The following is a 25480-nucleotide window of genomic DNA, read 5'->3' as shown; positions in this document are numbered from 1 at the left end:
TCACCAGTTGGGGTTGCGGGTGCTGACACGTAAGAAGGAGCAAGAAGTGGCTCATAGGCGGATTCGGAAATTCAATACGAAACACACTTATCCGGAGCAGAAGCTCGACAATGATCTATGTCAGGCAGTGGTGACTAGCGGCGGAAAAATTATTTGGCTACGGGGCCAGTGCCCCCAGAGCTTGAATGACGCCGTCAACATCGACAGCCATGATCCTGTCGAGCAGACGCATAAGGTGATGCAGAATATTAAGCAACTCATCGAAGAAAGTGGCGGTAAGATTGAACATTTGGTCAAGGTTGTCGTTTACCTTACCGACGTGCGGCATCGGGAGGCCGTTTATCGAACGATGGGTCAGTACATAAAGGGCGTGCATCCCGTGTCCACAGGACTTGTTGTCCAAGCGTTGGCGCGACCTGAGTGGCTTGTTGAAATCGACGCCACAGCGGTGATACCCGAGTGAGCGTATGACGTTTTCCCTAGTTGCTCGGTGCGACCAGACTGGAATGTTCGGCGTAGCGATTTCGTCTTCATCTCCGGCTGTCGCTTCAAGGTGTTCATTCGCGCGAGCTGGTGTCGGCGCGGTCGCTTCGCAGAACGTAACTGATCCCTCGCTAGGACCATTGGCCTTGGATGCGATGGAGAGCGGCATGTCCGCGTGGGAAGCCGTCGAAGAAGTGAAACAACGTAGTCGATTTATCGAGTATCGCCAGCTACTGGCAGTTGACCGCGACGGAAATGCCGCTGTTTATTCAGGGCCCAATTCACTAGGCATATGGGCTCAGACGAGCGGAGAAAATGTCGCGGCCGGCGGCAATCTCCTAGCAAATGACGGAGTACCGCACGCAATTGTCGATGCATTCATTGGTTCGTCAGGGCATCTTGGTGACCGCCTGATTGCGTCACTAAGAGCCGGGTTGGCCGCCGGCGGGGAGGCCGGTCCGTTACACTCAGCCGGCATGAAGCTTGTTGACCAAGTCAGTTGGCCAGTCGTGGACCTGCGCTGCGACTGGACACAAGAGTGTCCGATCGAACTGCTCGTTTCTGCCTGGAAGGTCTACAAACCCCAACTTAACGCCTACGTGAAGCGCGCGCTTGATCCACGAGCGGCTCCTTCGTTCGGCGTCCCGGGTGACGAATAGCGCTCCGACGAGCGCTCGCCATTGGCCGCACCGCTCCCTTGATCGTCTTCATGACGCGGTGCCAGAGCACAGAGTAGATTGAGCTATACGCTTCAAGTCAGCAGTCTACGCAAACCCGCGGATGTTGACAGAAGACCCCTGAATTGTGGGCATTGGCAAATGTCGGGCAGATTGGGGTTAATTTTGTATCGACCTTTCATAGCGGAGATCTGATGCTGTCTCGGACAACCATGATGACGCTGTAGTCTGGCGACGAGCGAACGCTACGAACCTCAGAAGAACTGGAAAACTGAGCAAAATACAGATGGACAGCATCGCCATTATTCAGAGGTTGGTTGCGTTTCCGACCGTCAGCCAGGAATCAAACCTCAATTTGATTGACTTTGTCGTTCAGCTGCTTCGCGAAAACGGCGTGACCTGCCGTCTTGTCTATTCGCAGGACGGGCGAAAAGCGAGTTTGCTGGCTACGATCGGACCCGATGATCGGCCAGGCGCAATTCTCTCAGGTCATACGGACGTCGTTACGGCCGATGATCAGAGCTGGACCAAACCGCCATTTAGCGCCACACGACAAGACGGTAAGCTGTATGGTCGTGGAACTGCAGACATGAAAGGCTTTGTGGGCTGTGCCATTTCCGCCGCGCTTAAGGCGTCGAAGACACGCTTAAATGCGCCTCTCTACCTGGCACTATCATATGATGAAGAGATTGGCTGTGTAGGAGTGCGAGGTCTGCTTGACTCGATGGTGAATGAGCTGCAACGGCAATCTTTCTGTATCGTTGGTGAGCCAACAAATATGAACGTTGCAATCGGACACAAAGGCAAGGTTGCGGCTCGCGTTACTTGCGTTGGCCGGGAATGCCATTCCGCATTGGCGCCTACCGGGATAAACGCGATCCATTTGGGTTGCGAATTTGTCGAAGCCATCCGCAGAGAGCAAGCTAAGTTGTGCGACGAGGGCGCGCGGGATGCGAGCTACGAAATTCCGTATACAACGCTTCACGTCGGCACGATTAAATCGGGGGGAATGCTCAATATTGTGCCGAGCCGATGCGAGTTAGAGTTCGAGATCAGGAATGTCGCAGCGGAGATACCTGAGGAGATATTGAGTAGGCTGCGAACTAGAGCGAGTGAAATCGCCAATGGCGCAAGGACCATCGCGTCCGAAGCCGCTATAAATATTGATGTAGTCAACAGTTATCCCGGGCTCAATATCGCCTGCGACGCCCCGGTCGTCCATCTTGTCAAGTCTCTCACCGGTGACGCCAACGTGGTGAAGGTGCCATTCGGAACGGAAGCCGGCCTGTTTTTGCAGAGACTGGGGGTTCCAACGATCGTTTGCGGACCGGGGTCGATGCAGCAGGGTCACAAGCCGGATGAGTTTATCGAAATTGACCAGATTGACCGCTGCGACAAGATGTTAGATAGATTGATTGACCGACTAGCAAGCGGCCATGGCTTCCCCTGAGCGAGGCGTTGCGGCCCGATGCGGCAGGAACTCGCGCAACGATGTGACTTGCGCCCAGACATAGAGTGAGCCCGGGAGACCGCGGCGGTGAGATCGCCGAACTACCCCGCTAGACCATCACCCACTTGGGTGGCGCGGGAACCGAGCTGCCTGCGGGGTTGGACCAGCCGCTCCCGCCCGGCTGGGGCGAGACATAGGCTTCTTGGCACCACCGACCATCAAATCAGCACTCGAAGACTGCGAAGCTCGGACTGCTCAAAATCCAGCTCGCGAAGGATTTCAGCCGGCGTCCGCTCGAGGATATCGCCTCGCGAATCGCTGACGCCTGACGCGCTCTGCTCTGAACTCGACCGGACGCAAGACTGCAAGCTCAAGTTCAAAGGCGGGAGAGCTGTTGGCCACCGCCAACGTCGATATGAATGCCGATCGCATAAGGGATCTCTCCGCGAACAGGGAGGGTCACGGCCCGGCCGATCTCTTCAGGCCCCAGCGCGCCATTGGAATGCCGCCGGTGGCGATCAAATCGTCATAACGATCCTTCGCCGCGGCTGTCATCTCGGTGCGAATGATGACGAAGCTGTTCGCCTCACGACTGGCTTCCGAGCCTATCACCATCTACGACGTCAGGCCGGGTGTCATTCCAACGCCCGCCTTGCTGATACAACAGTCGGCCCTGTTTTCGCCGATGATCTCTGCATTCGCCGAGCCGATGAAGATCACCGATCCCGGGCGCCTTTCGACGAGGCCCAGGCACCTCCTCGCAAAACACTGTGTGAGGAAAAAGCCGGCACGAAGGTTGATGTCCAGCGTCCGATCGTAGCTTTCCGGCTCAAGGTCGAGGATATCCCCGCGCTGCAGTGCTGCAGTGAGCTTACGCTAGCATTGTTGACCAGGCAGGTGGCTCGCCGAGCTCTCCCGCAATCCGGGCCAGCAACGCATCGTTTCCCGATCTCGGAAAACATCGTATCTATAATACCGGTCGGGAGCCGGAATTGGCTCCTGCTCCAGATCCTCGGGACTCACGTGGGCGACGGTGAAATTGGCCTTACCGAGCGCGTCGGCGATTGCACGACCGATTCCACGCCCTGCGCCCGTAACGACCGCCACGTCCCTCATCGGTCGCGTCCTCCCACCGGCGCCGCCAGCGCACGAGACGGCCACCACAAACCGCACCTCGGAGCTCACCTGCGAACGATTGAACTAAGCTGGAAGTACCGCTCCGCCTTCTCGACCGAGTTCGGCAAGTTGTTCGAAGAGATTGCGCTCGATCGCGATCCCGACCTGGTCCGCTTGCGCGCGCAGTTCTGCCGCGCGCTCGCCGGGAATGCGGCCATTTCCTCCGACCGCTGCGAGATAGCGCTGCGTCCAAGCCTGCATGTTCTGATCGAAAGCATCTTTGCCGATGAGCGCCGCCGGATCGAACACGAAGCCGAAGGCGCCGACGCCGCCCGGGGCGCCGCCTTCCGACAACAGGGGCCTTGCCCCGGTCAGCACTCCCGCAAGCACTTCCACGATCATCGCCAGCGCGAGTCCCTTGTGACCGGCGGCCGGTAGGATCGAGCCGGCGAGCGCCGCGGTCGGGTCGGTCGTCGGCCGGCCCTCCGCGTCGATCGCCCAGCCTTCCGGGATCGGCAGGCCATCGCGTAGGGCGACGTGGATCTTGCCGCGCGCGACATTGCTCATCGCGAAGTCGATCAGCAGCGGTGGTCCGTCCGGCCTCGGCGCTGCAAATGCAATGGGATTGTTACCGATTGCCGGCCGCGTTGCGCCCCCGGGAGCCATCACCGGCTGGGTCACCTGCGACAGGAAGCCGACCCTGCCGCTTTCGGCGACGTCGAGCAGATGCGAGCCGACTGCGCCAAGATGTCCGGCGTTGCGGATCAAAAAGGGGACGAACGGTCGGGTCGGGCCAAGCGCATCCATCGCCAGTGCCAACGCCTTGGGGCCAACGATTTGTCCAAGCCCAAGATCGGCGTCGATTACCAACACCGTGCCATGCCAGCCGCATTTGATATCCGGCCTCGGGTTCAAGCCGCGGCGCGCGAGCTGGCGCCAATACGAGGGCAGACGCGCGATGCCATGGGTCCGTACGCCCGTGATGTCGGCGAGCAGCAGACGACGGGCTGCCAGCCTCGCGTCATCTTCGCCGAGTCCGGCCCGCGCGAAGATGGTTGCGACCCACGCTTCGAGCGGCGGCAGCAGCATGTTGATCGTCTCCATCGCCCGGCTTTCTATCTCAAATCTCGAACAGCAGCTCCGGGCGCGGGGTAACCTCGCCGCGTTCGACCTTGCGGACGATATCGACGATCCGCTCATGCGCCGGCGCTGCGCAGCCGGCCTCCTTCGCCTTGCGGACGATGAAGCCGTTGATCTCACCGATCTCGGTGCGCCGCCCCTTCTGGATATCCTGTGCCATCGAGGGACGCTGCAAATTGCTGCGCGCCTGCGAACCGGTTCCCTTCTGCATGTGCCGCTCGACCTCGGCCAGCGCCGTGGCGTCGCCTTCGGATGCCGAGCGTAGCAGGTTCGGCTCGATGCCCGTGATGTGCTCGAGGTCGAGGCCGAGCGACTGGCCGGTCCGGATCGCTTCGCCGCCGAGGCGGATGACGAGGCGGCGGATCACGGGATGGGCGTCGCGTTCGTTTCCGCTCATGCCGGTCGCGGCGCTGACGCCGTTGCGCATGCCGTTGACGCAGAGCTTCGACCAGCGCACGCCCCACAGATTGGTAGTGACGCCAGAGCCGTCGATCGGGGTAAACAGGGCGTGCAGCTCCTTCACGCGCGGCGTCACGCGCCCATGGACCTCACCGACGAGAATCGATTTGGTCTCGAAGTCGCGCGGCATGGTGCGACGGACGCAGCCCGGTTCATAGAGATCGACGGCGAAATTATTGCCGACGATGCAGCCGACCGTGCGTCCCCATCCGACGACGCCGGCGATGATCTCCTCGTTGATCGAATTCTGCGCCGAGACGACGTAGCCCTGCGGCGAGAGATACGGCCTGATGAGGGTCGTGCACCATTCGGTATCGTAGGATTTGCTGGAGATGATCGCGATATCGATCGGCCGCTGCCTCGAAAGGCTCTGCACCTCGGTGAGGTGCATCGTCGGGACCGAAACGATGCAGGTTTCCTCATCCCTCATGCCGGACAGATGCAGCCCGCGTTGGCGGATCGTCTCGATGTGCTCGGGCCAGGGATCGATCAGCGTGACGTCGTTGCCGGTGCGCGCCAAATGGCCGCCGAGATAGCTGCCGACAGCGCCGGCGCCGACGATTGCGATACGTTTCTTCATTACCATTGTTCCTTCGTCGTCGGCCTTGGTTCTTACTATGCCGTCGGTGCGCGGCGAACGAGCTTGTCGAGAACGTGCCGGCAACTCGCGATCTCGCCGGGCGAAATGCCGGACAGTTCCTTTGCCTCGATTGCGCGGGCGCGCGCGTGTAGTGCGTGGTTGCGGTCGCGTCCCATGGCCGTGAGTGTCAAGCCGCCGCTAGCGTCGGCCTCGACGAGGCCCATGCGCACTAGCTCGTTCACGGTGCTCTCCGCGGCGTTGAGCCCGAGAAACAATTCAGGCAGCAAGCTCGCGAGCGTGCGTCCCGGCAACGTTTCGATCGCGGCCATCAACCGGCTCTGCAGGACGCTGAGACCTTCGGCATGGCGACCCTCGTCGAGCGCTGCCGAGAGCACGCCATGGGCACGATACATCAGCGCCGTCATGAACTCATTCATCGGGCCGCCGGCGTGCGCCTGTCCGGTCGCCTTCGACAGGTCGGTGGGATCGGCGAAGTCGGCGGCCATGCAATAGCGTCCTTGCGCAAACAGTAGCGGGCCGCGGTCGTGGCGCACGAAGCGTTCGACTTCACCCAGCATGATCAGATGATCGCCGCCGGGATATTCGGCCGCCTTGCGGCATTCGAAGCTGCACAGCGTTCCCTCGAGCAGCGGTGCGCCGCCGATGCCGCGCTTCCAGGAGACGCCCCCGAACTTGTCGCCGCCCGAGCGGCCAAAATGATTTGAGAGAGCGATCTGGTCGCTGGATAGAATGTTTACGGCGAAATGCGTGGCGACCTTGAAGGTCGGGAAGCTCTGGCTCGTTCGCTTGGCCGACCACAGCACGAGCGGTGGATCGAGCGAGACCGAGGAGAACGAGTTCGCCGTCATTCCGACGAGCTCGTCACCGTGAGCGGCGGTGACGACGGTCACGCCGGTCCCGAATTGGCCGAGGCAGCGCCGAAACGCGGCCGGATCTGCCTTGGGATCGCCGCTGTCGACGGCCGCGATGGTCGGGGAGAACTGCTGCATGGCGTGCACTCGGCCTTCTGGTCAGTCGCTCGGAGGTTGCTGCGAATATCCTGATCACGCAGCGTGGGAGTACATCGGCCGTCCCGCCACCGGCATTTCCGCTGCGAGGATCGTACCGCTCTTCGATTCCGTGATGAAGAGTGTCCGCCGATCCGGACCGCCATAGGCGCAATTGGTGGTGAGAAGTCCCTTCGGAGACTTGATGCGCAGCATCGGTTCTCCGAGCGCGCTGAACAGCCAGGTGGCGCCGAGGCCGACGTGACAGATCGCGATATTGTCGTCCTCGTCGATCGCAAGGCCATCGGGGCCGCCACCTCCGGAAAGCTGGATGAAGGTGCCAACCTTGCTTGCGGTGCCGTCGCGCATCAGCGGCACCCGCCAGATCGCATTGGCGCGCGTCACCGCCAGAAACAGCATCGTCTCGGCCTTGTTGAGCACGAGGCCATTCGGGCTCGGAATCCGGTCGAGCACGCAATCGAGCTGGCCACTGGGTCGCAATCGATAGAGGCGGCCGCTCGGATCATGCAATCCGGTCTGCCCCTGATCGGTGAAGTACATGTCGCCGTTCGAGGCGAACACGAGATCATTGACGCCCTTGAATCGCTGCAACAGCGAGCGCTCCAGGAAGGGCTCGACGCGACCCGTGGCCGGGTCGAACACCATGATGCCCTGCTTGTGGTCGGTGATGAAGCCGCGCCCGTCCCTGTGAAACTTCAGGCCGTTCGGCTCACCGTCGTACTCCGCGCCAACACTGACCTCACCGTTCGGCGTGATGCGCAACAGGCGGCCCCAAGGAATGTCGACGACCCAGAGATCGTCATTGCGGTCAAAGGATGGGCCTTCGAGAAAGGTCGGCGTCGGTGCGCCGTGAAACTGCACCTCAGCCCATTCCGAGCGCTGGCCGCTCTTGAACAGATGCTCGGGGATTGCAGTGAAGACGCGCGCCTCCACGCTTGGCGGTGCTGCATACATCGTCGAGTTCTCCCGTGCGCGGAGTTAATCCGCGTCTCGTTAAGCCGCGCATTCCGTGACGACACGTGAGCGCAACCGGCTTGACAGCCGTGGTGATTGGCTATCTATTCTTATATAAGGATAACGTTCCGAAATGAGAACGCAAGGAAAAACCGGGGCGTCGCGCCAGCGCGATGCGGCTCGGCTTTTCGGAGGGAGCGACTTCATGCGTGGCGGCATGCACTTGATCGGGTTTCTGATCAACTCGCCTATCAATCACACGATCCTGAGCTGGTCGGATCCCGCCGATCAGCGTCTCGAGGCGATGGGAAGCCTGAAGCGCTGGCAGAGGCTTGCGCAGACCTATGAGCGCGGCCTGTTCGATGGGCTGTTCTTCGCGGATACGCCGGGTGTGTTCGACCGCTACAAGGAGCGTTCCGACGAGGCGGTGCGCTACGGCGTGTGCTGGCCGCCGCACGATCCGGTCGTTCTGCTGAGTGCACTCGCCGCCGCCACCGATCGGCTCGGCCTTGCGGTGACGCTCTCCATTTCGGCCAATCATCCCTATCAGGCGGTCCGCTCGCTCTCGACGCTCGACTATATGAGCGGCGGTCGGGTCGGCTGGAACATCGTCACTGGCCATCTGCGCGGCGAGTACCGTGCACTCGGTCTCAATCAACTCGATCACGACCAGCGCTACGATCGCGCCGATGAATATATGGAAGTCTGTCGTGCGCTCTGGAGCGGGGTGCGCGAGGGCGCGGTCCAGGCCGACAGGACGACAGGCGTCTATGCTGATCCGGCCAAGGTGGACATCATCAATCACGAGGGCGAGTATTTCCGCTGCCATACGGTGCCGCCGGCTTTGCCGTCGCGGCAGGGCCATCCGGTGCTGTTCCAGGCCGGATCCTCCGGCCGCGGCCAGCGCTTCGCGCAGAAGCACGCCGACGTGGTGTTCTCCATTCAACCGCATCTGGGCGGCATGAAAACCTTCATGCAGGAGCTCGGCGCAGCATCGGGGAGCGCGGCCGCGCCCAAGGTGACGTTCGGCGTGCAGCCGATTCTCGGAAGCTCCGAGGCGGAGGCGAGGCGCCGGCTCGACGAATTCGCCGCGCGCATTCCGCTTGAGGCCGCGCTGAGCCGCTTGTCCGGTTCGCTCGGGGTGGATTTCAGCCAAGTCGAGCTCGATCTGCCGCTCGAGGAGCAGAAGACGCAGGCATCGCAGGGTCTGATGAAGGCCATGTCGGCCTCGTTCGAGAATCGCCGCTTCACGCTGCGCGAGGCGGCGGTACGCTGGGGCCTTGCGGTCGGCATGCCGCAACTGATCGGAACACCGGAGCAGGTTGCCGATCAGCTCGAGACGATCTGGCGGGAGACCGGGTGCCACGGTTTCAATATCACGCCGACGACCACGCCCTCCAGCGTCGAGGAATTCGTTGACCAGGTGATCCCAATTCTGCAGAAACGAGGTGTGTTCCGCACCGCATATGAGGGCGAGACGTTCCGCGAAAATTTGCTGAACTGAACGGCAACGGCCACGCGAGTTGGCCGCGTTCCAACGAGTATCGTTACGAGCAGGGAGGAGATCGTGACAATGAATCACACTCGGAGAGCGTTCGTGAAGACGACGCTGCTCGCGGGCATCGGCGCGCCGGCCCTTGGTCTTTTCGCGCCGAACATCGCGCGGGGGCAGGGGGCGGTCACCCTGAAATTCGCTCATCCCGACAGCAACCTCCATCCCAACCACAAGATGGCGGAAGCCTTTGCGGGCCGGGTAGGCGAACGCACCAATGGCGCTGTCAAGATCGATATCTTCGCCGGCGGACAGCTTGGCTCCAGTGTCAGCATCGCGACCGGCGTTGCGACCGGGACGGTCGATCTCGTGTACCACACCGCGGGATTCCTCTCCTCCATCTTCCCAATGATGCAGGTGCTCGATCTGCCGTTCCTGTTCCGCGACGCGCGCAGCGGCGAAAGGGTGACCGATGGCGAGATCGGCCAGATGATCTTCGCCAGCCTCGCGCCGAAGAATGTCTATGGCCTGGCCTGGAGCACCAATGGCTGGCGGGTGGTGGAGACCACCAGAAAGGTCGTGCGAGCTCCCGACGACCTTTCCGGGATGAAGTTCAGGATCCAGCAAAGCCCGGTCTTCGTCGCGATGGCCAAGGCATTCAACGCCCAGCCCGTGTCGCTCGACGTTTCCGAGATGTATCTGGCGCTGACGCAGAACACGATCGACGGCTACGAATTCCCGCTGCTCTCCGTCGTCGCGACCAAGCTGCACGAGGTGACGAAATTCGTTTCCGAAACCAATCACACCTACAACGCGATGGCGCTGCTCGGCTCGAAGTTCAAGCTCGACAAGCTCGATCCGACGCACCTGAAGGTCCTGCGTGAGGAAGCGCTGCGGTTCGGCAACGACACCCGCAAGTCGATCGTCGAGGCCTCCGCCGCGGCCAAGAAAACCTGCCAAGATGCCGGCATCCAGTTCAACCCCGTCGACTACGCGCCGTTCAGGCAAAAGGTCGAGCCCGTGTTCGCTCAGTTCCGCACGTCGATGGGCGAGCAGCTCATCGACAAACTGCTGAAAGCCGCCGAGGGATGACCGAGCAGGTCTGTGATGTTCCGGCTTCAGGGCACAGCCACGCTCTGTCGCGCTTTGGTCTCGGTGCCATCGCCGAGATCATGGTGGCGATCGCGCTGGCGTTGCAGCTGGCCATCACGCTGCTCTCCGTGCTGATTCGCGAGGTGACGCCGTTCTCCATCCTGTCGGTGGACGAAACCGCAAAATTGTCGCTGAGCGTGATTGCCTTCATGGGCGGCGCCATCGCCTATCGGCGCGCCGAACATGCCTCGATCGAGGTCATCACAAAGCGTTTGACCCCGCACTGGCGACAGGTCCTGGGCTGCGTGGTCGACCTTGGGGTGCTGGTGACGGCGATATCCATCCTCCGGGGCAGCGCCTCGCTGTTCATGGTCCGTCTCGACGAGCATCTGCCGATCACGGGTTGGCCGACCGCCACCCTGGTCGTGCCGCTCGGGCTCGGGCTGCTGCTGATCGCCCTGACCGCCGCCGAGCGGCTCTTGGCAAAGCGCGGGCGACCGCTCCTGGTCGCGCTTGCCGCCGCTACCGTGCTTGCCGGCTGCCTGTTCGCCGATGCCAGCCTCTTCACACAGACTTTCAGCTCGCGATATTCGCTGGTGGCGCTCTTGATCGTGCTGTTCGCCATGATCGGCATCGGCATGCCGATCGGCTTCGCACTGATGGCGGGCTCGCTGATCTACCTCCTGGCCAACGACATTCCACTGGTCGCGATCGCGCAGAGCATGATCGACGCCAACAGCAACTTCATCCTGCTGGCGTTACCGTTCTTCATCCTCGCCGGCGGTATCATGGATCAGGGCGGAATCAGCGTGCGCTTCGTGCGCTTTGCGATGTCGCTGGTCGGCCATTTCCGTGGCGGTCTGCTCCAGGTGGTGGTGATCACGACCTATCTCGTGTCGGGTATCTCCGGATCGAAAGCGGCCGACGTGGTCGCCGTAGGATCCGTCATGCGGCGAGAGCTTGAAAGAACGGGCTACAAGCCCCAGGAATCCGCCGCGGCGCTGGCGGCATCGGCCGCAATGTCCGAGACGATCCCGCCGAGCATCGCGATGCTGATCCTCGGAACGGTGACACCGGTTTCGATCGGCACGCTGTTCGTCGCCGGTCTGATACCCGCGGCAGTGATTGCCGTGATGCTCATGCTGCTGATCTATGTTTCCGCCCGCAACAGCGGTTTGTCCGCCAATCCCAAAGCGACCGCCGGAGAGCGAGCCAGGGCCGGCACGGACGCGTTGCTGCCGCTCGGCATGCCGGTCATCATGATCCTCGGCATCAAGTTCGGCTTCGCCACACCGACCGAAGTGTCCTCGATCGCCGTGCTGTATGGGCTTGTCCTCGCATCCGTGTTCTATCGCGCGCTCACGCTCAGGGCATGCGCCAGAATCCTGATTGAAGCCGGACGGCTGACAGGGATGGTTCTGTTCATCGTCGCGGCCGCGGGCGCATTCGGCTGGGTGTTGACCGCCGCCGGGCTGAACGCGCATCTGAGCCAGGTCGTCGCGCTGCTCGGCAACAGCAAGTTGCTGTTTCTCCTGGGTTCGATCGCCCTGATCATCATCGTCGGGGCCTTGCTGGAGGGGTTGCCGGCGATCATCATCCTCGCACCCGTCCTGATGCCGATCGCCAATCAACTCGGCATCGATTCCATTCATTATGCGATGGTAATCATCCTGTCGATCGGCGTAGGCGTCTTCATGCCGCCTGTCGGCATCGGCTTCTATATCGCTTGCGCTGTCGTACGCGCGGACATCGACCAGGCGTCGCGATCGATGGTGCCGTACCTCGTTGTGCTCTGTCTCGGCGTGCTGCTCATCGCCTATGTCCCCTGGTTTACGCACGCGCTGCCAAATCTGATCGGGAAGTGAGGCTCCGGACCGTCTGCCGCGGTCGAAGGTCTCGACGATGTCGTGCCAAGAAGAAAGAAGAACGGTGACCCGGAGTTCTCAAGCAAGTTTCAAGACCATGCCGGGACGGACCGATACCCATTTCCATGTCTTCGGCCCGGAGGCCCGATATCCCTATCGGACCGAGCTGACCTACGCGCCGCCTGCTGCAACACCCGCAGCCTATATGGCGTTGGCCGAGCGGCTTGGCATCGATCGTGCCGTCATCGTCCAGGCCAGCGTCTATGGATCGGATAACAGCCGGCAGCTCGATGCGATGCGCGAAATCGCAGGCGTGGAAACACGTGCAGTTGTCGTCGTCGATCCCGATGTCTCGGACGAAGAACTCGACGAGCTACACCACAAGGGCGCGAGAGGCGTGAGGTTCATTGCGACCCGGCCAGGCAGCTTGCCGCTCGCACAGCTGGAGCGAATTGCATCCCGGATTCGGCGATGGGGCTGGCATGTCGCGCTGATGCTCGACGGTCGCTCCATCGTCGCGCTTGAGGACCGGCTGCAAAAATTGCCGTGCCCCTTCGTGATCGATCACCTGGCCGATCCCGACGCCCAAAAGGGAACGGAACAACCTGCTTTTCAGGCTCTCCTTCGGCTGCTCCGATCGGGCAATTGCTGGACGAAGATTTCGGCGCCGTATCACATGAATACCGCTGCACCGGCTTATGACGAGCTCGAGCCGCTCGTCGAAGCCTTATTGGCTGAGGCACCGGATCGTCTGCTGTGGGCGACCGACTGGCCGCATGCCGCAACGCATGGACCGACCCCTGACGCGACAGATCTCCTTTCGGCGCTTTATTCGTGGTGCGACGAAACCGTCCTGACCAAGATCATGGTTCGAAATCCGGCGGCTCTGTACGGATTTGGCTGATGCAATGCTCGATCATGACCGTTGGCAGATGCGGCTCGTGTGAGCACCCGAGGATGCGGCTCCGGGCAACTTGAAAACCCTTCGTACGTGAAGAACGCTTACAGAAAGAGGAAACATGCAGTCCGTCATCTACAAGCGCATTCCGCAATGCCCGGCAGACCTCCTGGCCGAGGTCGCAAAATATCCGGTCTCCGATTTGCACGAGGCACTCGGCCCGGTCGAGGGGCGCATGCAGCTCATGAGCTCGCGCATGCGGCCGATCGCGCCAGGCCAGCGGATCGCGGGCCAAGCCGTCACGTCGTATAATTTCCCTGGCGACAACCTCATGATCCATGCCGCCCTCAACGTCGCGCAGCGAGGCCAGGTGCTCGTCCTCGTCAACGGCGGTGGCGCGCACGGCTCGTTGTGGGGCGACGTGGCCGCGACCTTCGCCAAGCAGAAGGGGATTGCGGGCATCATTGTCGATGGTCCGGCCCGGGATGTCGCTGCGCTGCGTGAGCTCGGCTCGCTGACCTGGTCGACGTCGATCTCCTCCAGTCATCCCGAAAAGCGCGGCCCCGGCGCGGTGAACGTGCCGATCGTTTGCGACGGCGTACGTGTGGATCCCGGTGACGTGATCGTCGCCGATGATGACGGGGCGCTCGCGATTCCGCTGCGCTCGCTCGAGCGTGCGGTGAAGGGCGCACGGGAGCGCAATCGGAAGGAGATCGAGCTGCGCGACCGTCTGAAGACCGGCTCGTCGTTGTTCGAGCTGCTGCAGATGGACAAGAACGTGCAGGCCGCCGGCGCTGAAATCAGGGATACTCTCTGGATTGACGGCTGACCGGACGGCGTCCCTGGCGCGAGGTCATTTCTTGCGCCGCTTGCCGGTGTCGGCCCGCTCGGCAGAATCTTCTGCCGGCGGATATGGGCCGCGATAGCCGAGGATCTGCGAGATCTGTTCGGCGGCCTTGAAGGTCAGCCGCTCGATGTGCTCGCGCGCAAGCAGCAGGCGCGCGGTAGGGCCGGCGATCGTCACCGAGCAGCTGACGAGGCCGGCCTCGTCAAAACAGGGGCTCGCGATGCCGGTGGCGCCATCAATTATACCATTAGCGTCGACAACGACGCCGCGGTGACGGATTTCGGGGAACATGGCGACGAGTTCCTCTTTCGAGGATGTGTCGTCCGTGAACTTTACAAACTTGGTCTGGGTCAGATACGCCGTCTGAACATTCTCTGGTAGGAATGCCAGCATCGCCTTTCCTGCGGCCGTACAATACAGCGGCCGCCGGTTGCCGATGCGGACCGCAAAGCGCAGCGGCTTTTCCGATTCGATGACATCGACGTAAGATATCTCGTGGCCCTCCTCGGAGAGGACACCGAGCAGGATCGTCTCCTCGGTCTCTCGTGCGAGCCGCTCCAGGACGGGACGCGCACATTTCGGGAACGATCGAGCCTGAGCCAGGCTCGCGCCAAGCTTGATCGCTTGATCGCCGAGAATGTAGTGGCCGTTGTCGCTGCGAGCATATCCCCCGCCTTCGAGCGCGCGCATGAGGCTGAAGACGCTCGTTTTCGGCAGTTTTAGGCGGTCACTGAGCTTTGCCAGCGTAAGACCTTCCGGTTCGGCCGCTAACGCCTGCAGGATATCCATCACCCGAAGCGCCGAACGAGGGCCGCTGAAGGCCCGTTCGGTTGTCCTCGCGTTGTTGGACATTTGTTCGTCGTGGCGTTTCATCGGTTGATCTTACTTTCATTATTCCTGTCATTCGATTAGCCAGAGCGCAAGCAGCCCAAGCGAGCATCAGTTGAGGGTCCAGATAGACCGTTCTAACAGCTATAGGTTATACTCCACGCAGCCGACCGCGACGCGGCTGGCCGTTGTCTACCCATGTCATCGCCAATGGGGCGGATTGGGCTCAGGTGCTGAAAGAATATGAAGATCTCCCCAGCCATGCCTCGCTAGGTCCGTTTAATCGGCGTGGAACGAGAAGCGCACGAGCGCAAGCTCCGACTGCACGACCCTCGGATGCGTATCGAGGGTCAGAGCCGAGCCACATTGCGGATGAAGCCGTCGGTCCTGTTAGGATGTGAGAGCAGGGCCGGGGGGCTGAACGGAAAAAGATCAGTCTTGATAAAACAGCCTTCCCCCTATGCGTAGGCTCTGCCCAGAATTACTTCTGGACTTCACCGGGCGGTTGCCCGGTCCTGGGCCAGTTCCGCAGCATTCCATGCTTATCCGGGGCGGCCCCGAAAGTCTCACCTTGCATTGAGCTACTTGACCCCGGGGAGGGGACCCCAGCCAACCGGAACTTCAGTATTTTCGTTTATTTCACTTGTTGCGTTTATTTCGAATATAGCCTACATACAATGCCGTACCGAGGAGAACAACGATTACGATGCCAGCCTACGCCGAAGAGCTGGGAGGTACTCGCCTGCCTTCCGCGAGCGAGAAGGCGGCAGCCAACCAGCTTCGTCAAATACTCGCGTCGCATGCGACTGGGGATGCCAAGCTACGCGTGCTCGACGATGCTCAAAAGGCTGCTGAGATAACCTTGTCGCCGGCCCTGTCGAGCCTCTTAATGGAATTGCTTCGGCACATCGGCCGCGGCGATGCGGTGACCCTTGTGCCTGTGCATGAGATGTTGACCACACAGCAAGCTGCCGACATCCTAAATGTCTCACGTCCGTTTCTGGTTTCTCTGCTAGAGAAGAACGAAATTCAGCACGTGACAGTGGGGCGTCATCGCAGGATTAGGGCAGAGGATCTATTCGCCTATAAGCGCACGCGTGATGAGAAGCGAGGCAACGCGCTTGCGAATCTCGCCGAGCTGGACGCGGAGCATCTGTAAGCTTGTTTGCGAATCGTTTCACCGCATTCGTCGATGCGTGCTCCCTTGCGAGTGCCCTCAAAAATAGACTGGCCTCAGGCAGCACAATTTTGATGCAGCTCTGATTTCGGATATTCCAAAATGAAGGTTGTGCAAATCAACGAAAGCTGACTGAGATCAATCGCCTGCGTGTAAAACGACCCGCTGGCTGTCTCCTGCACTCGCGCCACTCTCGGTCTCTGCGCCGAACTAGCGCTATCAAAGGCAGTATTCCCGCGACTGGACCACCGATAGATCATCGCTTCCAACTGCCCGCGAAGGTCAATCGAATGCTCTGCGTATTCAGCCCGACTGTGATCGCACCATCGGCTCTGCAGCGTGCGCGTCCGATACCTCGCCTGCTGAGGGCCCACCAGCCTCTGCTTTAGGGCGGGGAGTGTTGCGCTCCGTCTCCACGGCCTGGTTGCAAAGCAGGACGCGTGTCTGCAGACCGGAAACCTCAAACCAAGGCATCTTCTATGGAATTGGAAGCACGGTGATTCTGATTTTCGTGGTGAGTCCGGGAGAATGCCGTTCGTCAGCTGATCGTCAGCCAAGCCGTCTATCTAATTAGGCTTCACGTTCTCGCCTGGATCGGAGTTAGAATATGACGGGTATTGGCCGGCCTGGCAAATCGCTCGTTGGGGCTCCCGGAGCCGACAGCACTTGGGACTCGAGCAGTTTGCGTTCAGAATCGAGTCTCGCCGCTGGGGAGGGCGGCCAATCCTTCTATTCCATCGTGGAGCGAATGCGCTCTTGGCCTCAGGATAGAGCGGCGTTGGTCGGCAGCCAGCCGCGAACTTCGGATATGGCAGTCCCCATTTCATCGACGGGTGACGAGATCAAGGCAACAAAGCGACAAATGGAAAGCCTGCTCTCGGAAGTTGGCGCTCGCAGTAAGGCGGCCATGCAAGCGCGGAGCTCGTCAGAGGCACAAGAGCTGATCGACAAGCTCATCCAGGTCGGCTCAAAAGTTCTGGAGTACTACGCCAGCCTGCCCCAGCACGAGGCGCGCAGGATTCTGTCTGACGATCAGGCTCGCGGTCTCCGGGACGAGGTGCTCCATGCGGCGGAGCAATGTAACGCTCTGGCCACCCCGACCATCTACGCCTTGGAGCAGAGCAGGAAAAGTGCAACCGTCGTGCTCCAACGGATGCTATCCAACACTCCCTCTGACCTACTGAACCGAGCGGTTTCCGGCGTAGCAAACCGCTATGCGGACTGCATGGAGTGGTGGGGAAAGAAGGCGTTGCGTTCGGAACGGATGCAATGCGTCTGCGCCGCTACTGCTAATTTACCCAATGTAACGGCCCAAAAGCGGCAGGCCGACGAGGCCGCACTGCGGCTGCACAGCGGTTGGGCACTGCACACCAAGTGCATGCATCTGCAATCGCAGGTCGCTCTCGCACAAATCATGATTGAGCCTCTCGAAAGCACGTTCGACCCAGCCACGAGGGAAATCCTCATGGCCGAGAACGGACGGGCTCGCCTGCTCGGCACTTTCATCGATGACGTTTTTCCGGCATTCATATCGACAAAGGACGCAGTTCTACAGAGCCAAGGACGCGCACTCGACGCGGCGCACTGCGCGGTCCTGGAAGGAGTTATGGAGCGGCTTTCTGAATTTGCGTTGGGAGTGCACAACCTCGTTTCAAAGCTAAGGGGTCAGGGGACCGGTGACGACCTGCCATTGAAACTGTTGCATCAGATCGTGGAAAGCGCGTGGGTCACTGCACACGACGTTATGCGGCTGCTGGATCTACAGCCCAAAACGTCGGCCATCAATTCACCGGCGGTCGAAGCAGGGGCTGCGAAGCCGGCCAACGCTACGCGAGAGGCTGTAGCGGCCGAAGGCACTTCTGCGCGCAGGAAGGGTAAAGCCAAACGTACACCGAGCACTCTCGCCGGGAGTTCGGCACGCGACGGGACGCAGCTGCAGATCGCTACAACCGACAAAGCCACGGCGCCAGCAGCCAAAGTTGTGGTGCTCTCGGATCTGGGTACGAAGAAGCTCGTGAGCGCGGAAGAGGCGCATGCGAGGGCGACATCCTCGGCGACGGCACACTTGGCGATCTGGCAGGCCCCGCCATCAATGGAGACGCTGGCGCGCCTACTCGAGCGGTTGGACGCACTTTTGCAGTTTGATCTGGCTGGTCAGCAACGGGCCGTCTCGCAAGCCCGCCAAATGAAGCCCGAGGACGCCGACCACGTTGTGGATGCCGTGATCGAGCGCCTGCAGACCCAGGCCGCCGAAATGCAGGCTTGTGAGGGTTCGCTCGCGGAGCCTGGTCGACGTATCCTACTCACGCCAACGCAAGTGCCCGAGGTGCATGGCAAGCTAGTCCGACTCAAGATGATGCGGGCCGAGGCGCAGGGGCTCGCCAAGACTTTGGACGAGCGAAGGGCATTGACTAGGATTGAATGCATGAAGACCTACGGCTTTCCGTCGCAGAAGTACCTTGAACAGTTGCGCGCGGCCGGGGAGTTGGCGCCTGCCGATCTACCGCGCGCGTTAAAGGGCGAGCCAGGGGTGCTGTTTCAGGTTAAGCTGCAACCCAAGGCGCTGCGCAATGGTGCAATGCCGAGCCCCATGTGGGTTCACATCCATACGAAGCGACCGGTACATACGGGCCAGTTGGCGACGCTGGATGACGCCGACTTCGCCGCTTGCCACGTCAAGTCCAACGAACAACGCGGCTATAATCAGCAGTGGCAGAACGCCCGGGCGGCGACGGGCTGCGAAAACGTCGTGATTCACCGCGGCAAGCTCACGCCTGCGTTCTGTAAGTCCTTGTTGGCCACAGTGCGTAGTGACATCCCACCCTATCGGCTTGCCGAGGCGGAGCAACTGTCAACGCAGGCCGCTCGACTTGGGATCTAGGGGCTTTAACGGTAGAGTACCGAGTGGCGACATCATTGGTCAGACCAGGAAATCCGAAGCCAGTGGGCCGTAATCGGGGTCGTGGGCCTACAAGCTGGCCGGCGACAGCTTGCGCGCGACTGTCCGGTCTGGCCGCAGCGATTGGAAGGAGACAAACTGAGCGTCGGGCGCACCCTTTCGCCGACGCGGACGATCAGCCCGCGTAAGTAGGTCAGGCAGGCTTTGTTGCAGCGAGTCGCCAGCGCGATGTTTCGACAGGAGATTTGGTACAAGTGTTGCAGGTACGAGGTGAGGTCTTCGATGCGGAAATTCTTTCGGTGTTGGGAAAGATCTATGATGAAGCGGTGGCGGCGCTGCCTGCAAGTATGCGAACTCCCGTCAATCGAACAGAGCTTGCCAAGCTGGTACTTAGGCGCACGGCCGCTGGTGAGGCCGAACTGGCTCTCCTAAGAAGGCTAACGGTGGCTATTGCGCCAGTCGCTTAGGCGAGCAGCGGTTGAATGCCTCTACTTGAATTCCAGAACTATAACCGCGTTACCACGGCCGGCGCAGGTCTTCGAAGATCCGGATCAACGTCAGCTGTTCACGAGCCGGTTTAGCATCGTTCGCCGCGAGCAGTCCGTCAAGCTCTACTGGCCATCCTCCCAGCTTTGGCCGCGGCTGCACTTGGCGGTCAAACTCGAAGGAGGTCTCCCCAGACCTCAGTACCTTTCGGACCGTGTTCCGCGACACCTTCGGGTCACAGGCGATCTCCTTGATCGTCTTGCCTCTGATGAAGTGCTCACGCCGTATTCGCGCAATCGTCTCCATGACCAGCATCGCCGACCACCTGCTTCATTCCAAAGCAGGCAGCGCAACAGCCCAACTGGGTCAATGTTGGGCGCGATCCCGGCTTAGGGGGGCAATATTGCAGACGATGACGTAATTGCGGTCGCGCCCGCGGCACGAAAGGTCCACTATCTTCAAGCCCTCCACCATCTTACGAATCGGAGGGGCTATGAAGCAATATGTTGGGCTGGATGTCTCGCAGAATGAAACGTCAGTGTGTGTGCTCGACGAGGTCGGTCAGGTCTTGTTAGAGGGAAAGGCCAAGTCCGACCCCGGGCGCTCACGGCACTGCTCCGCAAGCGAGCTCCACACGCCGAGCGCATTTGTTTTGAGACCGGGACGATGGCGAGTTGGCTGTGGCACGAGCTTCGTAGGGCTGATCTTCCAGTGGTCTGTATCGACGCTCGGCATGCGCAGGCGCCTTTGTCAGTGCTCGAACCGCTCGGATTCTCAGTCATTCTCGCGCAGTCGCGCTACGACTCTCCCCTCGCAGGATCGCCTGCTGACTGCACTGCTGTCGCGGCGGCCGGAGGCGATCATCATGGTCGGATCACCCGCAACGGAGGAGGGCGCTCGCCTGCTGCGGCATGCACGCAGTCCCGTAGGTGAAACACGGGAGCTGCCATCGTCTCCAATCGATGCAGTCGTCGGTTTCGATAACTACCAGGCGGGCGATACCGTCGCCCGGCACTTCGTCGCGCAAGGACGCAAGAACTTAGCGTTCATCGACGGCACCGACCCGCGCACGACCCGCCGCCGGCTCGGATTTCGCGACAACGCCGTTGCGAGCGGCCTTACTGACCCACGTCGGCTGATCCTGGACCGCAACACGGCCTGCACGACGCTGGCGCATGCGCAGCTTCCCGGCGTAGACGCCGTGTTCACGGCTAATGATGCTGCCATCGGTTAAATGGCGGGCTTGCGCAAAGCCGGTTCTTGCGCGAGGCCTGCCTCTGAGGCCCACACTTCTTTGAACGTTCCAACGGTTCCGCTACAGCGTCCAGCACCAACATCCGGCCGACGCTTGCGACCTGCGCCAGCATACACTTCGATACGCGGCCACAACGGTCGTCTTATGTCGTCCGAATAGTCGTCCATTGTGAGCACCCTTGCTGAAGATGACTTTTCTAGCGGGGATCACGCGACTACGCAACCGACGACAGCAGGTACTTAGGGACCAACTTCAGACTACACAATTTGATGCAAACTCAACTTCGGATATTACATAATGAAGGTTATACGAATCAATCATCTTCGATGCTGGAGCCAAGGCCCGTCCTTTGCTCACGAGCGAGCTCTCGCACGTTGCAACTGCCGCAACGCTTGGCGTCGGGTTTGTTTGCGCAGGCGTCGAACCGGCGTGATCGACGGCATCGGCGACAGTGTCGTGGCTGGCGCCGGCTCCTCGACCGCGCGGGCATCAGGCAGCTCCATTGGCTGAGCTGGTGCGGGCCGCGCCTCCATGACCGCGAGAACCTCGCGTCCCTTATCAGTGATGCGCCAGCCGCCGTTCCTTCGCTCGATGAGACGTTGGGAGAAGATATCCAGGTCAGGCACGCGGGCCGCCAATCGCTTCGTGCGTTCGGCCCAGTCCCGTCCGCTGGTGGCCAGAATCGCCATATCGCGCTTGATGTCCTCCAGGACGGCGAACCCGTCCGGATAGCTGACCAGCACCTTGAGAACCGTCACCTGGAAGTTCACTGCCCCACCCGTACGCGGCTTCCGCGAACTTACTTCCCTACATCTTAGAGGCACTCGAGACCTCCTGTCGACTCACGCCATTCATTCGTTGGTTTGTCTTGGAGGTGCGGGCGTGGTGATGGCGTAGCACTCCAGCTCGGAACGGTCATGCCCGCGTCGGGATTGAGGATAGTTGACGTGCAAGCTTGAAGAATTCACCCGCGCGCGGCGCCGCAAGCAGCCGCTTAGATTGCTTCCGCGATCCAGGACGCAGCTAGGCCCGCGCGAAGCGGCGGCGTTTCGCCACTCGCTGGTAGCCGCCAGTCACGTTGAGCCGCACGAACTCGGCGCAACTGACAGGCACCTAGCTGCAAGATCCAAGGGGAGAAGACCTTGACACTGTTCTTTATTTGTTCTAGCTGATAGCATGCGCATCGGTCTTCGTCGGGAGGCCGCACCGGAGCAGGTAGGAGATCATGAACGACAAAAAAGAAAAGGAATTCCACTTTTTCGTTGATGGGGTGAAATACGAGACCGAGCATTCTTATCTCTCCGGGGCCGACATTAAGCGGATCGCCAAGATCGAAGCGAATTATCAGCTTTTTTTGGAAGAGCAGGGAGACACGCCGGATCGTCCGATCGCTGACCCAGATACAGTGCCCCTGAACGATCGGATCAAGCATTTTTTTGCAGTGCCGCCGGCGACATTTGGACATGGAAATCATTGATAAGCAGTTTGCGGCGCTCCAACAGCATTTTCCCTTGGCGCGTCGAACCCCGATGTCCAACGGAGCTGTATTGGTTGAGATTCCGGAATTCGATCTTCCAGAAGGTTGGAGCATCGCTAAAGGGACCGTCATTTTTCTGCTGCCACCGGGATATCCTTCGGCACAACCGGATTGCTTCTGGTTGGAACCGGGGCCTGTTCGCTTGGTGGACGGCGGCGCTCCAACCGCCTCGAACGATGCCAATCCGGTCCCAGGGGGTGAGCCGCGAGGCACTTGGTTTTCGTGGCACTTGCAATCTTGGAATCCAAATCGCGACAACATGCTGACCTATGTCAACGTCATCGCGCAACGTCTAAACCCCGCACGATAGTGGACGATCTTCTCATCACCTTTGCCGATCTCGACTTCGTCCGGCGCTCCGTGCTGGGCGGTCGAACCGAGTTATGCTTGGTCTTGATGTGCGGCAGAACGTCTCGGGCCGACGGTCGTGCAAGGGTGTTGGTGCGAGAGGTCGTAGTGCCCGCTGAAGACGACTACACTCGGCGCAGCCAACTCGAAGCAGAGCTGCGGCCTGCGTTCATCGCCAGGTGGGCAAAGATTGCTGCGCGGACCAAAAGTAGCCTGGTGTTTGTGCATAGCCATCCCGGGAGGGCCGCGCCCGAGTTTTCGCGCATTGACGATGCGGGCGAGGAGGTTCTCGCACACTTCTTTCGGCATCGAACCCCTGACTTGCAGCATCTGGCCCTTGTTGTGAGCGACGGAGGGTATGCATGTCGCTACCTTGGAAGCGACCGACATCTTCGTCTGATTGCGGTAGGGGATGATCGACGAGTCCTGTTTGATCCCAGTCGATCACACGACCCTTCCGATCTTTACGATCGGCAGGTTCGGGCCTTCGGTCGTGCCGGGCAGAGCATCCTCCAAAGCCTCAGGGTGGGGATCGTGGGACTTGGTGGCACGGGATCGCTGGCTGTGCAGCAATTGGCTCACCTCGGCGTCAAGGAGTTCGTTCTAGTTGATCCAGATGACGTCGAGCTGACTAATTTGAACCGCTTGGCAGGGTCCGCATCTGCCGATACGGGGCAGGCCAAAGTCGCGGTGGCCGAGCGATATATTCGCGCAGTTCAACCTCGTGCCGTAGTCACCTCTTTTCAAGAGAACGTCGTCTTCGTCGAAACCGCAAAGAAATTGCGAGACGTTGATGTGCTGTTTTGCTGCACCGATTCACACGGTAGTCGAGCCGTCCTTCAGCAATTAGCTTATCAATATCTCATTCCTTGCATCGATATCGGGACGGTTATCGCCGTTAAGGGGGGCAAGATCACTCACATTACCGGCCGCGCCCAGATGCTGTCGCCTGGATTGGCTTGCCTCACCTGCGGTGGCCTCTTGGACGGTAACGAGGTCCGCCGCGACATGATGTCGGAGGCCGAGCGCAAGCAGGATCCTTATCTCGTCGGCGCTCGTGAACCTGCGCCCGCGGTGATCTCGATCAACAGCACTATTACCTCGCTCGCCATCACCATGTTCTTGTCCGCTGTTGTCGGCGTGCCATCGCCGGCGCGGCATCTTCTGTATGATGGTCTGAGAAGTCGCCTCCGGTCGGTCAAGGGTGAGCCCGTCCAGGACTGCATCGTCTGCTCGCGGGCAGGCGTTTTGGCAAGGGGCGATGGATTGGCTCTCCAAGGCCGTCTCGCTCAAAATGTCAATCGTTGACGTTACAGCTTTTGGTCGGTCGGAGGTTGGCTGGATCGGCGCCGATCCCCCGGCTGAGGCTAAGGCGCCGTTTCAAGACCGCGGCCTCACGATCAGACAACAGCAGATTACCGCTTTTCAGCCGATGGAGCCTGCTCTGTTGGCGAGCCTTGCCGCCGTCGTAATCGTCCAGCAACAAGATTACCCATCAAGATTCCAGCGAATCGTTCGAAGCTGCCTTAAGCACCTGCTTGATTACGAATGCCGCGTCTTTGTCGTGCCGTTCGGCGTTGCTGGTCTTCCGCAAGTGTATAGATGTCTGGAAGAGGCGCGTGTGTTTGCCAGCAACCTTCCGAGCGACGTCCTGCGCAATCAGTTCACGTGGCAGAGATCATTGGGCGATCCGATGCCTCTCCCCCCGCTGCCGCACGTCACCATCTTGTCGCCCATTGCCAATTGGTCGGAAGCGGCCAACTTCTTGGTTCGGCATCTCCCCGGCGAGGCCGTACAAGAGTCTGTCAGTTTCAGCTTCGCTCCCGAATGCGAGTTTGGAGAGAACGACGCTGGTGTTGGCCAAGTCCTTCTGAAGCGCGCATTCAGAGGTTACACGGCCGTGCATTTCAGTCCAATGACCGAAGGCCGGTCCGGGGCTGCCGTATACCGTGCCTACCCGGTCTTCGGCGCCTTTCATACTATGCCGCGTTTTGTCAAACTCGGTGATCGCAGCAAGATCTTTCAAGAATTTCAGAATTACCAATTGAATGTCGAGAAATACGTGCCTTTCAATCTCGGGCCGCGATTGAACTACGATTTATGCTGTCTCGGATCGACACGCGGTGTGCTGGTCGGCGATCTCATCGAATCCTGCGAGAGTCTAAGGCTTGCCGCACGGAGCGGCCGGGCCGGGCCGGCAATATCGTGCCTGTTCGATCGAACGCTGCAAGCGTGGTATCGAAATATCGAACGCCGAGATACGCCACTTTCGCAGACCCTGGGTCCGCGCTTTCCAAAGCAATTTGACCGGCGCCGGATGCAAAGGGCGCGATCGATCGGCTCGAGATGCGACCGCGATCGACTGTTTACATTGTTCGAATACTGCGCAAGTTCTCCGGTGTTATTCGCAAAGATTCATGGCGATCTCCACGTCGACAATGTTCAGGTGAGGGGGCACGAGGCGCTCGTCATCGACTTCTATGCCAATCAGGATGGACCGCTGGTGTGGGACATAGCGACCTTGGAGGCCAGCCTATTGGTCGATGCCTTCGATAATCATGAGCTCTGGTCCTTCGATGAGTGGTGGAGGTCGATTGAGCAACCGTATGGTGGTAAGCCGCTCGACATGCTGCTCGGGCACGGTGATCCGCGCGATCCGCATCGCTGGTTTCACGAAGCCGTGCGACAGATCCGGCACTATGCCGCGCGTGTCGCGTCAGCAGATCAATACGGAGCGGCTCTTGCACTGGCCCTTCTGAACAAGGCGGCCAAAGATCCAAACCTGAAAGGTCCTGAGGATGAGCGTCGCGCCGCTGCGTACGTGTTAGCAGAGCGCATTCTCAACAACAACTTCGCACCGCAGTGAGGC

At 60.4% G+C, this 25480-nt stretch carries 24 protein-coding genes and 1 pseudogene; 15 read left to right on the top strand and 10 right to left on the bottom strand.

Annotation, left to right across the window (positions count from 1 at the left end):
- The first annotated feature begins 46 nt into the window (after window positions 1-46).
- The 3 genes from QY049_RS15625 to argE all read left to right on the top strand — a co-directional run bounded on the left by QY049_RS15625 (window position 47) and on the right by argE (window position 2610).
- A complete protein-coding gene (locus tag QY049_RS15625; RefSeq protein WP_128930145.1) occupies window positions 47-463 on the top strand; it encodes a RidA family protein in 417 nt (138 codons plus the stop codon).
- A gap of 4 nt (window positions 464-467) precedes the next feature.
- Window positions 468-1142, top strand: a complete 675-nt coding sequence (locus QY049_RS15620) for a DUF1028 domain-containing protein (protein WP_128929544.1) — start codon at window positions 468-470, stop codon at window positions 1140-1142.
- A 304-nt stretch (window positions 1143-1446) separates the two neighbouring features.
- Window positions 1447-2610, top strand: coding sequence for an acetylornithine deacetylase (gene argE / locus QY049_RS15615; protein ID WP_128955170.1), 1164 nt, complete (start codon window positions 1447-1449; stop codon window positions 2608-2610).
- A gap of 459 nt (window positions 2611-3069) precedes the next feature.
- Here argE and QY049_RS15610 read toward each other — a convergent pair whose 3' ends face one another.
- The 7 genes from QY049_RS15610 to QY049_RS15590 form a co-directional block, all read right to left on the bottom strand.
- Window positions 3070-3225, bottom strand: coding sequence for a hypothetical protein (locus tag QY049_RS15610; RefSeq protein ID WP_164934241.1), 156 nt, complete (start codon window positions 3223-3225; stop codon window positions 3070-3072).
- Window positions 3226-3411: a hypothetical protein gene (locus tag QY049_RS39035; RefSeq protein WP_367401020.1), complete on the bottom strand. Its 186-nt coding sequence runs from the start codon at window positions 3409-3411 to the stop codon at window positions 3226-3228.
- Window positions 3412-3486: 75 nt separating this feature from the next.
- Window positions 3487-3726, bottom strand: a complete 240-nt coding sequence (locus QY049_RS39030) for an SDR family NAD(P)-dependent oxidoreductase (protein ID WP_128929546.1) — start codon at window positions 3724-3726, stop codon at window positions 3487-3489.
- An 84-nt stretch (window positions 3727-3810) separates the two neighbouring features.
- Window positions 3811-4830: an Ldh family oxidoreductase gene (locus QY049_RS15605; protein WP_164939084.1), complete on the bottom strand. Its 1020-nt coding sequence runs from the start codon at window positions 4828-4830 to the stop codon at window positions 3811-3813.
- A gap of 16 nt (window positions 4831-4846) precedes the next feature.
- Window positions 4847-5905, bottom strand: coding sequence for a ketopantoate reductase family protein (locus QY049_RS15600; protein WP_164934239.1), 1059 nt, complete (start codon window positions 5903-5905; stop codon window positions 4847-4849).
- A 35-nt stretch (window positions 5906-5940) separates the two neighbouring features.
- Window positions 5941-6915 carry a flavin reductase gene (locus QY049_RS15595; protein ID WP_128929549.1) on the bottom strand — a complete coding sequence of 325 codons (975 nt, stop codon included), beginning with the start codon at window positions 6913-6915 and terminating at the stop codon, window positions 5941-5943.
- Window positions 6916-6969: 54 nt separating this feature from the next.
- A complete protein-coding gene (locus tag QY049_RS15590; protein ID WP_128929550.1) occupies window positions 6970-7887 on the bottom strand; it encodes an SMP-30/gluconolactonase/LRE family protein in 918 nt (305 codons plus the stop codon).
- Between the two features lie 205 nt (window positions 7888-8092).
- Between QY049_RS15590 and QY049_RS15585 the strand changes: the two genes are divergently transcribed.
- The 5 genes from QY049_RS15585 (at window position 8093) to QY049_RS15565 (ending at window position 14063) form a co-directional block, all read left to right on the top strand.
- A complete protein-coding gene (locus QY049_RS15585; protein WP_128929551.1) occupies window positions 8093-9391 on the top strand; it encodes an NtaA/DmoA family FMN-dependent monooxygenase in 1299 nt (432 codons plus the stop codon).
- Window positions 9392-9460: 69 nt separating this feature from the next.
- A complete protein-coding gene (locus QY049_RS15580; protein WP_128929552.1) occupies window positions 9461-10471 on the top strand; it encodes a TRAP transporter substrate-binding protein in 1011 nt (336 codons plus the stop codon).
- Window positions 10468-12336, top strand: coding sequence for a TRAP transporter large permease subunit (locus QY049_RS15575; protein WP_128929553.1), 1869 nt, complete (start codon window positions 10468-10470; stop codon window positions 12334-12336). Before QY049_RS15580 ends, QY049_RS15575 begins: the two co-directional genes overlap by 4 nt.
- 97 nt (window positions 12337-12433) lie before the next feature.
- On the top strand, window positions 12434-13240 hold the full coding sequence (locus tag QY049_RS15570; RefSeq protein WP_164935742.1) for an amidohydrolase family protein: 807 nt from the start codon (window positions 12434-12436) through the stop codon (window positions 13238-13240).
- A gap of 115 nt (window positions 13241-13355) precedes the next feature.
- Window positions 13356-14063: an RraA family protein gene (locus QY049_RS15565; RefSeq protein WP_128929555.1), complete on the top strand. Its 708-nt coding sequence runs from the start codon at window positions 13356-13358 to the stop codon at window positions 14061-14063.
- Window positions 14064-14087: 24 nt separating this feature from the next.
- On the opposite strand, the gene QY049_RS15560 is transcribed toward QY049_RS15565, so the two are convergent.
- On the bottom strand, window positions 14088-14954 hold the full coding sequence (locus tag QY049_RS15560; RefSeq protein ID WP_128929556.1) for an IclR family transcriptional regulator: 867 nt from the start codon (window positions 14952-14954) through the stop codon (window positions 14088-14090).
- 655 nt (window positions 14955-15609) lie between these two features.
- Here QY049_RS15560 and QY049_RS15555 point away from each other — a divergent pair.
- Together QY049_RS15555 and QY049_RS15550 are read left to right on the top strand one after the other, a co-directional pair.
- Window positions 15610-16068: a helix-turn-helix domain-containing protein gene (locus tag QY049_RS15555; RefSeq protein WP_128929557.1), complete on the top strand. Its 459-nt coding sequence runs from the start codon at window positions 15610-15612 to the stop codon at window positions 16066-16068.
- Between the two features lie 625 nt (window positions 16069-16693).
- Complete coding sequence (locus tag QY049_RS15550; protein WP_128929558.1) at window positions 16694-18967, top strand: hypothetical protein; 2274 nt, start codon at window positions 16694-16696, stop codon at window positions 18965-18967.
- A gap of 546 nt (window positions 18968-19513) precedes the next feature.
- On the opposite strand, the pseudogene QY049_RS15545 reads toward QY049_RS15550, so the two are convergent.
- A pseudogene (locus QY049_RS15545) lies at window positions 19514-19786 on the bottom strand (IS21 family transposase); the annotation flags it as partial.
- A 178-nt stretch (window positions 19787-19964) separates the two neighbouring features.
- Between QY049_RS15545 and QY049_RS15540 the strand changes: the two are divergent.
- The gene (locus QY049_RS15540; protein WP_232995572.1) at window positions 19965-20705 is read left to right on the top strand and encodes a hypothetical protein; all 741 of its coding nucleotides are present in this window, start codon (window positions 19965-19967) and stop codon (window positions 20703-20705) included.
- A gap of 374 nt (window positions 20706-21079) precedes the next feature.
- Here QY049_RS15540 and QY049_RS15535 read toward each other — a convergent pair whose 3' ends face one another.
- Window positions 21080-21496: a hypothetical protein gene (locus QY049_RS15535; protein ID WP_128929560.1), complete on the bottom strand. Its 417-nt coding sequence runs from the start codon at window positions 21494-21496 to the stop codon at window positions 21080-21082.
- Window positions 21497-21951: 455 nt separating this feature from the next.
- On the opposite strand from QY049_RS15535, the gene QY049_RS15530 reads away from it, so the two are divergent.
- From QY049_RS15530 to QY049_RS15515, 4 genes are all read left to right on the top strand, one after another.
- Entirely contained in the window at window positions 21952-22203 is a 252-nt protein-coding gene (locus QY049_RS15530; protein WP_042336969.1) for a multiubiquitin domain-containing protein, read from the top strand.
- On the top strand, window positions 22190-22573 hold the full coding sequence (locus QY049_RS15525) for an E2/UBC family protein (RefSeq protein ID WP_082847948.1): 384 nt from the start codon (window positions 22190-22192) through the stop codon (window positions 22571-22573). The genes QY049_RS15530 and QY049_RS15525 overlap by 14 nt, the downstream gene beginning before the upstream one ends.
- A gap of 146 nt (window positions 22574-22719) precedes the next feature.
- A complete protein-coding gene (locus QY049_RS15520) occupies window positions 22720-23919 on the top strand; it encodes a ThiF family adenylyltransferase (protein WP_232995573.1) in 1200 nt (399 codons plus the stop codon).
- Window positions 23873-25477 (top strand): phosphotransferase, encoded by a 1605-nt coding sequence (locus tag QY049_RS15515; RefSeq protein WP_128929562.1) that lies wholly within the window; start codon window positions 23873-23875, stop codon window positions 25475-25477. Before QY049_RS15520 ends, QY049_RS15515 begins: the two co-directional genes overlap by 47 nt.
- The last annotated feature ends 3 nt before the right edge of the window (window positions 25478-25480 follow it).

The sequence above is a fragment of the Bradyrhizobium sp. WYCCWR 13022 genome (assembly GCF_030435535.1).
GTDB lineage: Bacteria > Pseudomonadota > Alphaproteobacteria > Rhizobiales > Xanthobacteraceae > Bradyrhizobium.
The sequence above is the reverse complement of the archived record's forward strand: the minus strand, read 5'-3'. Positions and strand labels throughout refer to the sequence as shown.

Excerpts from the sequence above, each read along its gene's own strand:
- QY049_RS15540 (WP_232995572.1), top strand. The coding sequence starts at position 19,965 with ATGAAGCAATATGTTGGGCTGGATGTCTCGCAGAATGAAACGTCAGTG.
- QY049_RS15575 (WP_128929553.1), top strand. The coding sequence starts at position 10,468 with ATGACCGAGCAGGTCTGTGATGTTCCGGCTTCAGGGCACAGCCACGCT.
- QY049_RS15595 (WP_128929549.1), bottom strand. The coding sequence starts at position 6,915 with ATGCAGCAGTTCTCCCCGACCATCGCGGCCGTCGACAGCGGCGATCCC.
- QY049_RS15565 (WP_128929555.1), top strand. The coding sequence starts at position 13,356 with ATGCAGTCCGTCATCTACAAGCGCATTCCGCAATGCCCGGCAGACCTC.
- QY049_RS15590 (WP_128929550.1), bottom strand. The coding sequence starts at position 7,887 with ATGTATGCAGCACCGCCAAGCGTGGAGGCGCGCGTCTTCACTGCAATC.
- QY049_RS15550 (WP_128929558.1), top strand. The coding sequence starts at position 16,694 with ATGACGGGTATTGGCCGGCCTGGCAAATCGCTCGTTGGGGCTCCCGGA.
- QY049_RS39030 (WP_128929546.1), bottom strand. The coding sequence starts at position 3,726 with ATGAGGGACGTGGCGGTCGTTACGGGCGCAGGGCGTGGAATCGGTCGT.
- QY049_RS15525 (WP_082847948.1), top strand. The coding sequence starts at position 22,190 with ATGGAAATCATTGATAAGCAGTTTGCGGCGCTCCAACAGCATTTTCCC.
- QY049_RS15585 (WP_128929551.1), top strand. The coding sequence starts at position 8,093 with ATGCGTGGCGGCATGCACTTGATCGGGTTTCTGATCAACTCGCCTATC.
- QY049_RS15580 (WP_128929552.1), top strand. The coding sequence starts at position 9,461 with ATGAATCACACTCGGAGAGCGTTCGTGAAGACGACGCTGCTCGCGGGC.
- QY049_RS15610 (WP_164934241.1), bottom strand. The coding sequence starts at position 3,225 with ATGGTGATAGGCTCGGAAGCCAGTCGTGAGGCGAACAGCTTCGTCATC.
- QY049_RS15600 (WP_164934239.1), bottom strand. The coding sequence starts at position 5,905 with ATGAAGAAACGTATCGCAATCGTCGGCGCCGGCGCTGTCGGCAGCTAT.
- QY049_RS15620 (WP_128929544.1), top strand. The coding sequence starts at position 468 with ATGACGTTTTCCCTAGTTGCTCGGTGCGACCAGACTGGAATGTTCGGC.
- argE (WP_128955170.1), top strand. The coding sequence starts at position 1,447 with ATGGACAGCATCGCCATTATTCAGAGGTTGGTTGCGTTTCCGACCGTC.
- QY049_RS15560 (WP_128929556.1), bottom strand. The coding sequence starts at position 14,954 with ATGAAACGCCACGACGAACAAATGTCCAACAACGCGAGGACAACCGAA.
- QY049_RS15605 (WP_164939084.1), bottom strand. The coding sequence starts at position 4,830 with ATGGAGACGATCAACATGCTGCTGCCGCCGCTCGAAGCGTGGGTCGCA.
- QY049_RS15570 (WP_164935742.1), top strand. The coding sequence starts at position 12,434 with ATGCCGGGACGGACCGATACCCATTTCCATGTCTTCGGCCCGGAGGCC.
- QY049_RS15530 (WP_042336969.1), top strand. The coding sequence starts at position 21,952 with ATGAACGACAAAAAAGAAAAGGAATTCCACTTTTTCGTTGATGGGGTG.
- QY049_RS15515 (WP_128929562.1), top strand. The coding sequence starts at position 23,873 with ATGGATTGGCTCTCCAAGGCCGTCTCGCTCAAAATGTCAATCGTTGAC.